Source organism: Mojavia sp. (assembly GCF_059505145.1).
Map to the genome: position 1 here is coordinate 1 of NZ_JCACKA010000028.1, position 14,688 is coordinate 14,688.

Sequence of the window (14,688 nt, forward strand, 5' to 3'; positions counted from 1 at the left end):
CTGCTTTGAAACGGCTTCGTCTTATTATTATGCAACTTAAGTGCCGATTAGCTTACTCAAGCTACAACTGCGGAGTCACCTAACGAAAGTTATTAAATTCGTTAAAAATTCACTGTTAATTTATTCTGATTTCATAGAAGAATCGTTAATCTATTGTCTTAGTTGCTTTAGATACATAAATACCGCTAATGACAACAGATGATTCTCATCAAATAGAAGACGAATTTATAAAAGCTAAAAATAATTGGGAGTTAGAAAAGTTATACGTAGATTTGGCCTCAGCCAAAGGAAAAGCCTTAACACCTATAGAAAAGAAATTCCTCAGAGGTTTACTTTGTGGCTGTAGCCCTGCGGAAATTGCTAAGATAGTTTACCAAAGTGGTAGTAGCAGTACTGTTAGAGTTTACCTATCTAATGGGCTTTATAAATACATAGAAGAAATGCTGAGTAATCAGGTAGGATACTCAGTCAAAGTAAAAAATTGGAGTCGCGTTACTCATTTGCTAGAAAAAGCTGGGTATAAAAAAGGTTGGTTTAAAATCCAACCAGTAGTTAATCCTCTTAAAATAAATACTGAAAGAGAAAATGATTCATTAGAAAATGGAGCGGAAGCAATTAATGTCAGTATTTTCCACGGACGAACACAAGAACTTGCTCAAGTTCGACAATGGATTGTGCAAGAGCGTTGTCGGTTAGTAGTAATTTTGGGTATGGGTGGAATTGGTAAAACTGCTTTTTCAGCCAAGCTAGCAGAAACAATTAAAGATGAGTTTGAATATGTGATCTGGCGATCGCTACGTTTTGCACCGCCTTTAGAGGTACTTTTACACCAGCTAATTCAACTCTTATCCCCAACGCTCAACACAACTAGCCTTCAAACAGTAGAAAGCCGAATTGTACAATTAATTGAGTGTTTGCGTACTCGTCAGTGTCTGATTGTATTGGATCACGTTGACTCGATTTTTGCCAATGGCGATAGATATGAAACACAGGAATATGCGCCAATGCCAAATAATAGCCAAGGTATAAAAAATGGCTATGCTGGCCTTATTTCCCAAATTCGATATCGTCCAGGTTATGAAGGTTATGGAGAGTTGATTCGGCGGTTAGGAGATTGGCAACATCAAAGCTGTGTAGTATTAACCGCTAGGGAAAAACCCCCAGAGATTGCTGCTCTTGAAGGAGAAACATTACCTATTCGCTCTTTAAAATTAACTGGCTTAGATCAGGAAGCAAGCATTGCAATTCTCAGAGCTAAGGGCTTGGATAATCAAACACCACAAAAGGAATGCGAAATATTATTCAAACGATATGCAAGTAACCCACTATTTATCAAATTAGTTGCAACCACTATTCAAGAATTATTTGGTGGTAATATTTCTGAGCTTATCGCCCAAGGAACTTGGGTTTTTGGCGATATTCGAGCAATGTTAGACCAGCACTTTCATCGTTTGTCTGATATAGAAAAATACGTGATGTACTGGCTAGCTCTCAATCCAGATTTAGTTTCGCTAAGAAAGTTGCAAACGGATATCACAATACCAGGTGTATCGCCACAAATGTCGCCAAGATTAATATTGGAGGCTATAGAGTTATTACACAGGCGATCTTTAATCGAGAAGGCTACACCTACGACGAGTATTGAAAAGCAAGCAATCGGTTTTTCCCTAATTCCAGTGTTGAAAGAATATCTAATTGAACAATTAATCGAAAAAAATTTTAAATTAAGTCAACAGACAGATAGTTACTTATTCATCAACCATACTAATTTTGCAGTACAGCTAAAAAATTATATGAGAGAAAATCAACTGAATACACAGATGTAACATTAAAGTGAGAAATTAGGGATTAGGACACTTCATAACTCATAACTGGAGCGTAGCGACTAATGAGTAGCTTATTGCAAGGGGTTAACCTGTACTTAATTGGGATGATGGGTAGCGGTAAGACGACAGTAGGACGTTTACTGGCGAAACATCTGGGTTATGGGTTTGTAGATACCGACAATGTAATTGTCCAAGCAGCAGGAAAATCAATTAATCAGCTATTTGCCGAGTCTGGAGAAGCAGCGTTTCGTCAGTTAGAAAGTGATGTGCTGGCACAAGTTTGTGCTTATACCAAGTTGACTATAGCAACTGGAGGAGGCATTGTACTAAAGCGAGAAAATTGGAGTTATCTGCACCACGGTTTAATTGTTTGGTTAGATGTGCCAGTGGAGTTACTCTACAACCGCTTGGCAGAGGATACCACAAGACCACTCCTGCAAGATGTTGACCCTAAAGGCAAACTGCGATCGCTTCTCGAACAACGCCAACCACTTTACTCCCAAGCCGATTTGCAAATTACTGTTCGTGAAAGTGAAACACCTGAACAAATTGCCACTAGAGTTATGGAGGTAATACCTAGTGTTCTCAAAACCCCAGTTAAACATCACAATTAGTGGTGAGCGCTAAATCTATCGCAAACATTTTTTGAACTGGTATGACAAGCAAAATCTAGCGAGATGTGGCACTCTAAAAGCTTCATGCTGTAGAGAAATATACTAATTGCAAATGTAATACCCAAATTCCGCGTGAGAGATTGTTACCAGTTCCAAAGTCTTCTACACTGACTGGATAGGTTTTAAGTCTCAACAGCTCCTCATAATGGTCAACGATACTGAGTACATCAGGCAAGCTGAAGCCACTCGTGTACAAGTGCTAAGCGAAGCTCTACCTTATATTCAACAATTCACTGGTCGCACTGTTGTTGTTAAATATGGTGGCGCGGCGATGAAAGATAGCACCCTCAAAGATAAAGTCATCCGCGATATTGTATTTTTATCCTGCGTCGGTTTGCGACCAATTTTAGTTCACGGTGGTGGGCCAGAAATTAATAGTTGGTTGGATAAATTGGGAATCGAACCGCAATTTAAAAATGGTCTGCGAGTCACTGATGCCCCCACAATGGATGTGGTGGAAATGGTTTTAGTCGGTCGAGTCAATAAAGAAATTGTCGAGCTAATTAACCAAGCTGGAGGCTTGGCAGTGGGGCTGTGTGGCAAAGATGGTAATCTACTCACAGCTCGTCCCCAAGGTCAAGAAGGTATCGGCTTTGTGGGCGAAGTCAGTAATGTGAATATAAAAATTTTGGATACCCTAGCTAGCAATGGCTATATTCCAGTAGTATCAAGCGTAGCCGCAGACGAGACAGGACAAGCCTATAACATTAACGCGGATACGGTAGCTGGAGAAATCGCCGCCGCACTAGGAGCAGAAAAGTTAATTTTACTGACTGACACCAGGGGTATTTTAAAAGATTACAAAGATCCGTCAACTTTGATTCCTAAAGTAGATATACCCGAAGCCCGCGATTTGATTGCAAGTGGTATTGTCAGCGGGGGGATGATTCCAAAAGTAAATTGTTGTGTGCGATCGCTTGCTCAAGGAGTTAAAGCTGCACATATTATTGATGGTCGCATTCCCCACGCTTTGTTATTAGAAATCTTTACTGACGTTGGTATTGGAACCATGATTCTCGGTTCCCAGTTTATGCAATAAAATCCGACAGGGTGGGCTGTTTGCCCACCTAAAATTACCGTGGATAAATTAAAATTCCCGGCGTTCTCCCTCTGAATTTTCCACCACGCCTTGAATGATCCACGATCGCTGGATTTACTATTATCGTCGAGCCTCGCACGGTGGGGTGAATCTGATTAGGATGGATAAATGTGCGATTTATTACCCGCCTGCCTCTGGGATAGTAGTGATCTGTGTGAACAGGATAGGGGTGAACGGGATAAGGGTGAACGGGATAAGGGTAATTTGTATGAGTCGGATAAGAATGAACCGGATAGGGATAATTTGTGTGAGTCGGTATTTTGTGCCCTGTTACCGGATTTACAGGTATGGGAGCGGGAATCGGACTACCGTAAATAACCGATCCAACGGGAGGCTGTTGGCTCCCGCCATTAATAATTATGAATTGGGCAGAAGCTGGGGCAATTGCAGCACTCATCAGTGCCAGAGTCATACCTGCGCCCAGCCAGTTCAATCGCAAATGCTTGATATTATGCATATTTTGCTTACCCACAAATTTGATAACCTGGAATTGTTAGCGAAAAATACGTAAGAAATAGCACTAGCTACTTGATAAAAATTTTAAAAGTCTATCTAATTTAATTTTGACAGGTTTCAAAAAGATTCCGCAAAGATTGCTGATATTGGCAAAATAAATTAAAGCAGTTCTGATTTGTGTGCAAAACGTGAGTTCAGAAAGTTTAGAAATTGCCAGATCTCGCTACCAAGCTGGGAAAGTTGCCTTTGAAAATGGGCAATATCGAGAAGCTGTGGAAAATTTAGAAAAAGCCAGCGCCCTGTTAGCTCGTAATTCTCGGCTTGGGGGTGAAATAGAACTTTGGCTAGTAACAGCTTATGAAGCGGCTGGGCGGACAGAGGATGCGATCGCTTTGTGTAAACAACTCCAACGCCATCCCGATGTAGAAACCAGCAAACAAGCCCGGCAGTTACTTTACATCCTACAAGCACCAAAGCTCAATAGACCTAGCGAGTGGATGACCGAAATTCCTGATTTGGGCGCAATACCTGATAATGATTCTAAAATTCGTATAACCGCTAATCCTCGCAAATCTTCGCCAAAGCCAGCTGAACCAGAATTTGTTGACCTCAGCCAGGTCAATACCAGAGATAATCGCTTTATCTGGTTAGCGCTAATTGTCGTAGGTTTAACGCTTTCGTACTTGGTTTGGTTGAGTTTTTAAACAAACCTTTTCTGACACCAAACAGTACCAAGAGTTATAAGTCAAGATTGGTTAAAATATTTGACGTTTTTGGAGATTTATAGTAATGAACCTGCAAATTTGGAAAGCAAAAATTCCAAAACCTATTTTGTGCTTGGTACTGTTAGCATCTGTGCTACTGTCTGGTTGTGTAAAGTACGATGTTGGAGTGAATTTTGATAACTCAAATCACGGCGAACTAGTGCAGCATATTAAATTAGGAGAACGGCTAACTAGTTTTAGTGGCGACTATGTGTATGAATGGTTAAACAGCATAGAGCGTCGTGCCCGTAAACTTGAAGGTAAAACGCGGCGGCTTTCTCCAGAAGAAATTATTGTGTCAATTCCTTTCAATAATGGGCAGGAACTACAAAAGAAATTTAACGAGTTTTTTAATTCTCGCACTAATCAAAAAACAGAGTCTGCGCCAAGTGAATCAGACTCAGAATTGCCAAAGATTGAATCCAACTTGCTCATAGAGCAAAATAATTTTTTACTGCTAGTACGTAATCGCTTAATTTATGATTTGGATTTGCGATCGCTTTCTTTGATTTCCAGCAACGGTAATGTCCTAGCAAATGCAGGTTCAATTCTCGATTTAGATTTTAGCTTGAGAGCACCTTGGGGAGCGAAAAACATTCCCATCACCGAAAATGCAATCCAGCCAGAAAAGAACAAAAATCAACTAGTGTGGAAGCTTAGACCTGGTGAACTCAATCATATAGAAGTTGTATTCTGGCTTCCCAGTCCTTTAGGCATTGGTGCGTTACTGATTACTTTGTTTGTCTGGGGAGGGCTGTATCTCAGATACACTTTTATGCCCGATCCCAGGATTCAGTTTGCTCCCAAAGCAGTTGCTACCCAAGAACAGTAGACTATTCAGCTTGCTAGAGTAATTTTGAGGATTGCACTCTGGCGCAATTTATGGCGATAAACGCTCAATCTGCCAACTACCATCGTCCATGCGAGTATAAAGCAAGCGATCGTGTAGGCGGTTAGGGCGTCCCTGCCAAAACTCGATTTCTGTGGGGATAACTCGCAAGCCACCCCAATGAGATGGCCGGGGAATTTCTTGATTTTCAAATTTGCCGTGCAACTCCTGCAAGCGCTGCTCTAGGACTTCTCGGTTGGCTATCACCTCACTTTGATTAGATGCCCATGCACCGAGACGACTGTTCTCAGGACGACTATAAAAATACTTGTCTGACTCTTCATCAGTAACTTTCTCAACTCGCCCAGAAATACGGACTTGGCGTTCTAGTTCTGCCCACCAAAAAACTAAGGACGCCTGGGGATTTTCTGCGAGTTCTTGTCCTTTGCGACTATTGTAGTTAGTGAAGAAGACAAAGCCTCTTTCATCAAAATCTTTTAGTAGCACCATTCTTGCCGAAGGTTTCCCTTCTGGCATAGCAGTAGCTATTGTCATGGCATTGGGTTCAGGAAGTTGGGCTACCAGTGCCTGATCGAACCATTTTTTAAATTGTATAAAAGGATTAGGGTCAGCCTCAGTTTCACTCAAATCTTGTAAAGTATAGTCTTTACGAAGGTCGGCAATGGTTTTATCCATCGTAATTTATTTCCTTGTTATTAGATATGCGTATGTATGTCTTTGTTAAAAATATCTATTATGATGATCAGCGCCAATATCCGTTGAACAAATTCTTTTCAGGAATCTCTAAAACAGATTGCATCAGATGCGCCGTTCAGCCCCCCTACAACGTCTGTTAATTTATGGTCTGAGTGGCCCGATTATCGCTCTCAATGTCTGGCTGCTTTCCGTACTATTTCAGTATTTCCAGCATCCAATCACTATCTTGAGCATCGCCACAATTCTGGCTTTTTTATTAAATTATCCAGTTAAATTATTTGAGCGTGCTCGGATCACTCATGCTCAGGCGGTAATCATTGTTTTGCTTGTAACTTTAACACTGGTGGTAATTCTGGGCGTCACATTAGTACCAATGCTAATTGACCAAACTATTCAACTGTTAAATAAAATTCCAGATTGGTTAACTACCAGTCAAAGAAACTTGGAACAGTTTGAGGCTTTAGCAAAGCAGCGGCGTCTACCCCTAGATTTGCGGGTGGTGAGCAATCAAATCAATGCCAACATCCAAAACTTGGTGCAGCAGCTAGCTTCTGGCGCTGTGGGAGTTGCTGGAACGCTGTTGTCAGGATTACTAAATCTGGTGTTAGTAGTCGTGCTGGCATTTTATATGCTTTTATATGGCGATCGCGTGTGGTTTGGTTTAGTTAGTCTGTTACCCTCTAATATCAGATTCCCCTTAACGGCCTCCTTGCGTCTCAACTTTCAGAACTTTTTTCTCAGCCAGTTATTGTTGGGGCTATTTATGGTAGTAACCCTAACTCCAATTTTCTTACTACTCAAAGTGCCGTTTGCCTTATTGTTTGCGATCGTGATTGGCATAGGTGAACTAATTCCCTTTGTTGGGGCAACTCTAGCCATCGGTCTAGTAACGATATTGGTACTACTGCAAAATTGGTGGTTGGCAATTCAAGTAGCTTTGGCAGCGATTGTTATGCAGCAGATTAAAGATAACCTGCTAGCTCCTAAGTTACTTGGTAACTTTATCGGGCTGAATCCCATCTGGATTTTTGTGGCTATTTTGATGGGATTCGAGATTGCTGGTTTGTTGGGCACACTCGTTGCTGTTCCAATTGCCGGTACTATCAAAGGTACTTTTGATGCGATCAAGAGCGGCCGCTCCGGCGATTTTGTATCACCTTTTACTGTTTCTTATGAATCTGCCTCTGATGAAGAGAATAAACGCTAAAAGGCAGCGCTCTTTTTTGCTTGAGCCAGCCCTAGAGTCAGAGTGCGCGAACAGGACTTGTAATCCCATTCAGCCTACTATATACAGCCTTTGAGATGGCAACCTATTCTAGAAAGCGATCGCCCTTGTTTATCTCAATTTCCGAAAAGTCTGTATTAAGTATTTTAAATTACCGCTTGTTACTGATTTTTAAAGTATAAAAATATCATACTATACATCCCTGTTTAGTACAGTAATCATACAATCCTACTGTGTTAATACAAAACTTGTATTAGTCAAAATACTTAAAAATACAACTTGCAATAACCGAAATCACATTTTCCAATATTACTGAATTTAAATTGCTGGAATTGATTAAGTAAAATTCCTTATGTCAATTGATGAAATTGATGCTAAAAGTAAACCTTGGGTTAATTTTTATATTTTATTACAACCCGCGTTACTGTCAGCAGATGATTTCTTCATAAAACAAGCATAATTTTTGTTGAACGACAAGCAGTTTTGCGTCTATATCCAATAAATTTACTGTTGAATCTACGCACTTTTGATTTAATTAGAACTAATTGATGGATGCTTCCGAGCTATTAGAAACAATTACACTCCTGATTCACCAGGCTGAACGGGGAGAAATTGATCCTTGGGATGTGCAGGTAATTGAGGTGATTGACCGTTACTTAGAACTAATGGCACCAGAGGCAACACAAAGAGGCTATGAAGCCGACTTGTCTCAATCTGGACAGGCTTTCTTATCGGCATCGATGTTGGTGTTATTCAAGGCAAACACCTTAATGCAATTACAATCAGTAGCCGATGAGCAACAAGTTATCCTAGATGACGCATTGCTAGAATCTGAAGATGGCGTATTGTTACATTCAGCTCATCGACTGCCATTAGAGCAACACATACGTCGTCGCCCCGCCGCAATGCCACCACCAAAACGCCGTGTGACTCTGCAAGAGTTAATCGAACAATTGCAGATTATGGCGAACCAACTGAAACTTGTACAAAAAAGCAGCAAACCTATCCGTCCTCGGCGTCAGTCTAGTGTCCAAAGTATGCGGGCAGCGCTAGAACTGGCTCACCAGGAAAATCTGACAGAAGTGGCTGGAGAATTAGAACAAGTCTTGCATCTTTCAGCAACAAAGCTACATTTAGAGCAAAATTGGTTAAATTTGGAACAGCTTGTAGAATTATGGTCGCAGAGCAAGCAACCATACCAAAATGGATCTGCCCATACATCAGAACATAGCCACTTAGTTAGTGTTTTTTGGGCGCTACTACTGTTATCGGCTCAATCCAAGGTAGAGCTATTTCAAGAAGAGTTTTACCAGGAGATTAAAATTCGGTTACCCATAGATTCAGCTAACACATGCAAACCCTTGGAGCAGCCAATGAACTAAGTCACTTTAACCCAGTGGTACAGATAATTTCCAGACTTTTTCTTCAGCAATCCCCAAATTTAAGTAAATTGAAAAGATAACCAATAACTTATTATCATGCTATACCGCTAGTTGTAACAAGCAACAAATTTCCCTAATTTGTGCTATCAGGGATGAATAAAAACAGCAAGAAACCAATGAAGCATAACTCGTTGAAAGTAAACTGGCTTGTGGTTGAGGAATAAATCTATATGAAAGCGATGATTCTTGCGGCGGGTAAGGGTACTCGCGTGCGTCCGATTACCTATACAATTCCCAAACCGATGATTCCAATACTGCAAAAGCCAGTGATGGAATTTTTACTGGAACTTTTACGTCAACATGGTTTTGACCAGATTATGGTCAACGTTAGTCATTTGGCTGCGGAAATCGAAAACTATTTCCGCGACGGTCAGCGGTTTGGTGTACAGATTGGCTATTCTTTTGAAGGGAAAATTGACGACGACGGTAAGCTGGTGGGGGAAGCAGTCGGTTCTGCTGGCGGGATGCGTCGCATCCAAGACTTTTCACCATTTTTTGACGATACGTTTGTAGTGTTGTGCGGTGATGCTTTAATTGATCTGGATTTAACGCAGGCAGTAAAGTGGCATAGAGCTAAGGGGTCGATCGCTACGATCATTACAAAATCGGTTCCGAAGGAAGAGGTTTCTAGCTACGGTGTAGTCGTGACTGATGAAGATGGTCGCGTTAAGGCTTTCCAAGAAAAACCTTCAACAGAAGAAGCTTTAAGCACTAACATCAACACGGGTATTTACATATTTGAGCCAGAGGTATTTAAATATATTCCTTCTGGGATAGAGTACGATATCGGTAGCCAGCTATTCCCAAAACTAGTGGAAATTGGTGCGCCTTTCTACGCCAACCCTATGGATTTTGAATGGGTAGATATTGGTAAGGTTCCAGACTATTGGCGGGCGATTCGCGGTGTGCTGCTAGGTGAAATTAAAAATGTGCAAATTCCTGGTCATGAAGTCGCCCCTGGCATCTACACCGGCTTAAATGTGGCTGTGAATTGGGACAAAGTGGATATTACAGGCCCAGTTTACATCGGTGGTATGACCAGAATTGAAGATGGTGCTAAAATCGTTGGCCCAGCGATGATTGGCCCTAATTGTTGGATATGCAGTGGCGCGACTGTAGAAAACAGTGTAATTTTTGAATGGTCGCGTTTGGGCCCAGGAGCCAGGCTGGTTGATAAGCTGGTGTTTGGGCGTTACTGCGTGGATAAAACCGGGGCAACTATCGACGTCCAAGCTGCGGCTTTAGACTGGTTGATTACTGATGCCCGTCAGTCACCACCATCCCATACTCCTGCTGAACGACAAGCGATCGCAGAATTGTTAGAAACAAATGTAAGTTAGGGATTGGGGATGGGGCATTGGATGAAGAGGACAAGGAGCATGGGGAATGGAGGGACAAGGAGCAAGAGTTAATCATGGTTCTTTCCCCTTGTCCCCTTGTCCCCTTGTCCCCTTGTCCCCTTGTCCCCAGTCCCCAGCCCCCTGTCCCTAGCCCTTAACTATTCAAATATGTATATCTTCTAAGGCTCTGTTCGTAGGTTTGTAGTAATCGCTGAGATTCTGCTAGAGTGATGCGCTTTTCTTCCAAAGCTTTTTCGCAACGCTGGCGGATGTTTTCCACCATATCTTCAGAGTCATATTGCACGTAGCCTACCACTTCGCTCATGGTATCGCCTTTAACGACGTGTTCAATTTGGTAGCCTTTGGGGGTCAATTGGATATGAACTGCGTTAGTGTCGCCAAACAGGTTGTGTAAATTACCCATGATCTCTTGGTAAGCTCCACTGAGAAACATCCCCAAGTAGTAGGGTTCTCCTGGCTTAAAAGTGTGCAGTTCTAAAACAGATTTGACATCACGTAGGTCAATAAAGCGGTCGATTTTGCCATCACTATCGCAGGTGAGGTCTGCCAATATTCCCCGCCGTGTTGGTTCTTCATCTAAGCGGTGTATTGGCATGATTGGAAATAACTGGTCGATCGCCCAACAGTCTGGTGCTGATTGAAACACTGACATATTGACGTAGTAGATAGAAGCCATGATTTGCTCTAGGTCTTCCAACTCATCAGGTACGTATTCCTGCTGCCTAGTCATGTTAAGAATTTTCTGACAGCAAGCCCAGTAAAGTCTTTCGGCTTTGGCGCGTTCTCTTAGACGTAAAATGCCCAAGTTGAAGCGGCTAATGGCTTCTTCTTTAAATTGAGCCGCGTCGTGGTAGAACTCTTGATAATTTTCTTTGTTAATTGATTGGTATGTTTCCCACAAATAATTAATTATTGGAGATTCGCCTTCTTGCGGCGGTTCTGGCGGATCGAGGGGGACATCGCTAGTACTGAGAACATCAAAAATCAGCACCGATTGATGGGATGCGATCGCCCTTCCACTTTCACTAATCAGTGTAGGTACGGGAATTTGCCGCTCTGCACAGGTATCTTTTAACTCTGCCACGATGTCGTTGGCATAGTTTTGCATATTGTAATTTTTCGAGGCGTAGAAATTGGTTTGTGAGCCATCGTAATCTACACCCAAGCCACCGCCGACATCTAGATATTTCATATCGGCCCCCAGCATCGCTAACTCTACGTAGATCCGGCTGGCTTCTTGGATGGCATCTTTAATTACATTGATAGCAGAGATTTGCGAACCGATGTGGAAATGCATTAACTGCAAGGAATCCAGCAAGTCAGCTTCGCGTAATTGGTCAACAGCTTCGATAACTTCTGGCATTGTCAGACCAAATTTAGCGCGATCGCCGCTAGAAGTTCCCCAACGTCCCATACCTTGGGTACTGAGTTTAGCCCGAACACCTAAGATGGGTTTAATACCCAACTGGCGGTTAGCAGCAATTACCAGATCGACCTCTTCGATCTGTTCAATGACAATAATTGGTGTTTGCCCTAGCCTTTGGGCTAACATTGCCGTTTCGATGTATTCTCGGTCTTTATAGCCGTTGCAAATTAATAATGCTCCCGGTGTATCGAGTAAAGCTAAAGCAATCATTAATTCTGGCTTGGAACCAGCTTCTAAACCAAATTGGTGGGGTTTGCCAAACTTGACTAAATCTTCAATCAAGTGTCGCTGCTGATTGCACTTGACAGGAAACACACCGCGATAGACACCAGGGTAGTTGTAGCGGGCGATCGCTTTGGCAAAACAAGCGTTTAACCGCTCAATTCGGTCTTCCAAGATATCGGAAAAGCGAATTAACATGGGTAGCCCCAAATTCCGCTGCTTCAGGGCATTGACTAATTCAAACAAGTCAAGAGAACCGCCGCGATCGCCCTTGGGGGAAACGGTGACGTGACCCGCAGCACTAATGGAAAAATAAGGCTGTCCCCAACCTTCGATGCGATAAAGGGCTTCGCTGTCCTCAATTTTCCAGGAGCGAGGCGAATCTTCTGTGGTAGTACTAGGTGGTAAAAGCTTTTTTTGTTTATAGTTTTTCACTTCTGATTTATGCCCATTGGACGGCAGCTTGACTACCTCTTCAGATGTAGTAGTTGATTCAACACCCATTTCTTCCTGACCTCTGTTTTCACCCACGAATTTTCAATTTAGCGCATTCATCTTTGAACGCATATGCACCCAAAGATAATTTCTGAGATAAACTCTGATTGGTCAAGGGTAATGTGTCATTAATTATGAGTGATTAAGCTTTGGTTAAGTATGCCAAATCTTGCCACTACTGGACAAAGAACAACTAATAACTGACACTAAACACTGGACAATTAATCGTAAAAAATTTATTAAGTTTTGGGAGCATAGCTTTGGAACGCACATTCTTAGCAATTAAGCCTGATGGCGTACAACGCGGACTGGTGAGTGAAATTATCGGTCGCTTTGAAAAAAAAGGTTTTACCCTAGTTGGTTTGAAGCTTTTAAAACCCAGCCGGGAATTAGCTGAACAGCACTATGATGTCCACCGGGAAAGACCATTTTTTGCAGGATTGGTAGAATTTATTACCTCTGGCCCTGTGGTAGCGATGGTATGGGAAGGTGATGGCGTTATTGCCTCTGCAAGAAAGCTAATTGGTGCGACTAACCCCTTAAACGCTGAACCAGGTACAATTAGAGGCGATTTGGGTATTAACATTGGTCGTAACATCATCCACGGTTCTGATGCTCCTGAAACAGCGCAACAAGAAGTAGCTCTGTGGTTTAAGGATGAAGAATTGGTAACTTGGCAACCAGAATTAACTCCTTGGTTGCACGAGTAATGAGTTAGGAACTGGGGATTGGGAAAAAGCAAGGGAGCAGGGAGCAGGGAGCAGGGAGCAGGGAGCAGGGAGCAGGGGAGCAGGAAGCAGGGAGCAGGGGAGAAAACTTCCCCGATGCCCCATGCCCCATGCCCAATGCCCAATGCCCCATTCCCGTTTTCTTATTTCGTTACTTCGCTCTTTTCAGTTATCTCCTGGGGCACTTCAATGAGAGTGCGCTTAGAAAATCCCCAGGCCAGGATCAGAGCGATCGCAGTAATCATTAACCATTCTGGTGGAACAAAACTATCGTTTACAACCCTCAACAACAGACGTAAACCTACCAATGCCACAGTAATATAGCCTGCGTCCTCTAAGTTCTCAAATTCGTCTAACCACCGGATAAACAATCCTGCCATGAATCGTAGAGTGATGATCCCAATTGTTGCACCCGTTAGAACTAACCACTTTTCTTGAGAAACAGCGATCGCAGTTGTCACACTATCCAAAGAAAATGCTAAATCTGTAAATGCAATCACAGGTATCGCTTGCAACAAAGAGCTAAACCTGGGGCCGTGGTGGTGATCATCATCAGCTTCTTGGGAGGTAAAGTGTTGAAATACCAGCCACAGCAAGTAGGCAGCACCCAATAGTTCAAATTGCCAGAAGTTTTGCACCCAAGTGGCAGTGAGAATTAGGGTAATTCGCAGCACATAAGCAACGATTAAACCAAAGTTGAGGGCCCGCCGCTCAAGTTCTTTATCTTCTAATCCTTGGGCGATCGCAGCGAGGGCGATCGCATTGTCAGCAGACAGCACCGCCTCTAAAAACACCAGGATAAGCAGGACTATAGGAGCTTCTACGCTGAAGTGAAAGTTAAGATAATCAAAAATTTTGTCTAGCATTCCAGGTATCTCAAGCAGGGAAACTTAAAAATTAGCAGTAACAGCAAATTTCATCATAAAAAGCGCAACAAATTGCTACTTTTATCCAGCTTAACGTGGCTGTAGTGCATTCTGAAAATGCTTGCATCTAGCTTGCATCTATAGAATTGCAGGGCAAGTAGGGTGTGTAGAGTATAACGCAACCCACCAAAAGTTTGAATATTGTCTCAAAAAGAGAGTTTAGACACTATGTTAGGGGGATTATTGGGTGAAAGTGAGAGAAAAAACTTATTCCGGCTGGCAAAGAATGCTGTAGGGGTAACTTACCACCGATTACACCACTTTTTAACCCAAGCATCTTGCAAGCTGCGATCGCAATTAAACGAGTCTGTTGAAATTTCATTGACTCCCTATAAGAGGATGTCTGAGAAGTATTAAATATTTCGTTTGATCCCCCCTAGCCCCCCTTGGAAAGGGGGGAAATATATCAAAGTCCCCCTTTCCAAGGGGGATTTAGGGGGATCTATAAGTCTCAAATACAACATCAAAAAGTTTTCAAACATCCTATAAGGAACAGAT

13 protein-coding genes and 1 pseudogene are annotated in these 14,688 nt (G+C 42.3%); 10 read left to right on the forward strand and 4 right to left on the reverse strand.

Annotation, left to right across the window (positions count from 1 at the left end):
• Positions 1-188 precede the first annotated feature (188 nt).
• From AC5JL8_RS03825 to argB, 3 genes are all read left to right on the forward strand, one after another.
• A complete protein-coding gene (locus tag AC5JL8_RS03825) occupies positions 189-1,826 on the forward strand; it encodes an NB-ARC domain-containing protein (RefSeq protein ID WP_495878455.1) in 1,638 nt (545 codons plus the stop codon).
• Positions 1,827-1,888: 62 nt separating this feature from the next.
• Complete coding sequence (locus AC5JL8_RS03830) at positions 1,889-2,440, forward strand: shikimate kinase (RefSeq protein ID WP_495878456.1); 552 nt, start codon at positions 1,889-1,891, stop codon at positions 2,438-2,440.
• A 202-nt stretch (positions 2,441-2,642) separates the two neighbouring features.
• A complete protein-coding gene (gene argB, locus AC5JL8_RS03835) occupies positions 2,643-3,539 on the forward strand; it encodes an acetylglutamate kinase (protein WP_495878616.1) in 897 nt (298 codons plus the stop codon).
• A 34-nt stretch (positions 3,540-3,573) separates the two neighbouring features.
• Here the strand turns inward: argB and AC5JL8_RS03840 are convergent, their stop codons facing one another.
• Positions 3,574-4,056, reverse strand: a complete 483-nt coding sequence (locus tag AC5JL8_RS03840; RefSeq protein WP_495878457.1) for a hypothetical protein — start codon at positions 4,054-4,056, stop codon at positions 3,574-3,576.
• 187 nt (positions 4,057-4,243) lie between these two features.
• On the opposite strand from AC5JL8_RS03840, the gene AC5JL8_RS03845 reads away from it, so the two are divergent.
• Both AC5JL8_RS03845 and AC5JL8_RS03850 read left to right on the forward strand, forming a co-directional pair.
• Complete coding sequence (locus AC5JL8_RS03845; RefSeq protein WP_495878458.1) at positions 4,244-4,759, forward strand: tetratricopeptide repeat protein; 516 nt, start codon at positions 4,244-4,246, stop codon at positions 4,757-4,759.
• Between the two features lie 85 nt (positions 4,760-4,844).
• Positions 4,845-5,651 (forward strand): DUF3153 domain-containing protein, encoded by an 807-nt coding sequence (locus tag AC5JL8_RS03850; protein WP_495878459.1) that lies wholly within the window; start codon positions 4,845-4,847, stop codon positions 5,649-5,651.
• A 48-nt stretch (positions 5,652-5,699) separates the two neighbouring features.
• Here the strand turns inward: AC5JL8_RS03850 and pdxH are convergent, their stop codons facing one another.
• A complete protein-coding gene (gene pdxH, locus AC5JL8_RS03855) occupies positions 5,700-6,344 on the reverse strand; it encodes a pyridoxamine 5'-phosphate oxidase (protein ID WP_495878460.1) in 645 nt (214 codons plus the stop codon).
• Between the two features lie 127 nt (positions 6,345-6,471).
• Here pdxH and AC5JL8_RS03860 point away from each other — a divergent pair, with 127 nt between their 5' ends.
• The 3 genes from AC5JL8_RS03860 to AC5JL8_RS03870 all read left to right on the forward strand — a co-directional run bounded on the left by AC5JL8_RS03860 (position 6,472) and on the right by AC5JL8_RS03870 (position 10,372).
• A complete protein-coding gene (locus AC5JL8_RS03860; RefSeq protein WP_495878461.1) occupies positions 6,472-7,572 on the forward strand; it encodes an AI-2E family transporter in 1,101 nt (366 codons plus the stop codon).
• Positions 7,573-8,138: 566 nt separating this feature from the next.
• Complete coding sequence (locus AC5JL8_RS03865; protein ID WP_495878462.1) at positions 8,139-8,972, forward strand: segregation/condensation protein A; 834 nt, start codon at positions 8,139-8,141, stop codon at positions 8,970-8,972.
• A 230-nt stretch (positions 8,973-9,202) separates the two neighbouring features.
• Positions 9,203-10,372, forward strand: coding sequence for a nucleotidyltransferase family protein (locus AC5JL8_RS03870; RefSeq protein ID WP_495878463.1), 1,170 nt, complete (start codon positions 9,203-9,205; stop codon positions 10,370-10,372).
• 154 nt (positions 10,373-10,526) lie between these two features.
• Here the strand turns inward: AC5JL8_RS03870 and speA are convergent, their stop codons facing one another.
• On the reverse strand, positions 10,527-12,545 hold the full coding sequence (gene speA, locus AC5JL8_RS03875; protein ID WP_495878464.1) for a biosynthetic arginine decarboxylase: 2,019 nt from the start codon (positions 12,543-12,545) through the stop codon (positions 10,527-10,529).
• 251 nt (positions 12,546-12,796) lie between these two features.
• On the opposite strand from speA, the gene ndk reads away from it, so the two are divergent.
• On the forward strand, positions 12,797-13,246 hold the full coding sequence (gene ndk / locus AC5JL8_RS03880) for a nucleoside-diphosphate kinase (protein WP_495878465.1): 450 nt from the start codon (positions 12,797-12,799) through the stop codon (positions 13,244-13,246).
• Positions 13,247-13,407: 161 nt separating this feature from the next.
• Here the strand turns inward: ndk and AC5JL8_RS03885 are convergent, their stop codons facing one another.
• The gene (locus tag AC5JL8_RS03885) at positions 13,408-14,130 is read right to left on the reverse strand and encodes a TerC family protein (protein WP_495878466.1); all 723 of its coding nucleotides are present in this window, start codon (positions 14,128-14,130) and stop codon (positions 13,408-13,410) included.
• Between the two features lie 209 nt (positions 14,131-14,339).
• Between AC5JL8_RS03885 and AC5JL8_RS03890 the strand changes: the two are divergent.
• Positions 14,340-14,496, forward strand: a pseudogene (locus AC5JL8_RS03890) (IS701 family transposase); the annotation flags it as partial.
• Positions 14,497-14,688 lie beyond the last annotated feature (192 nt).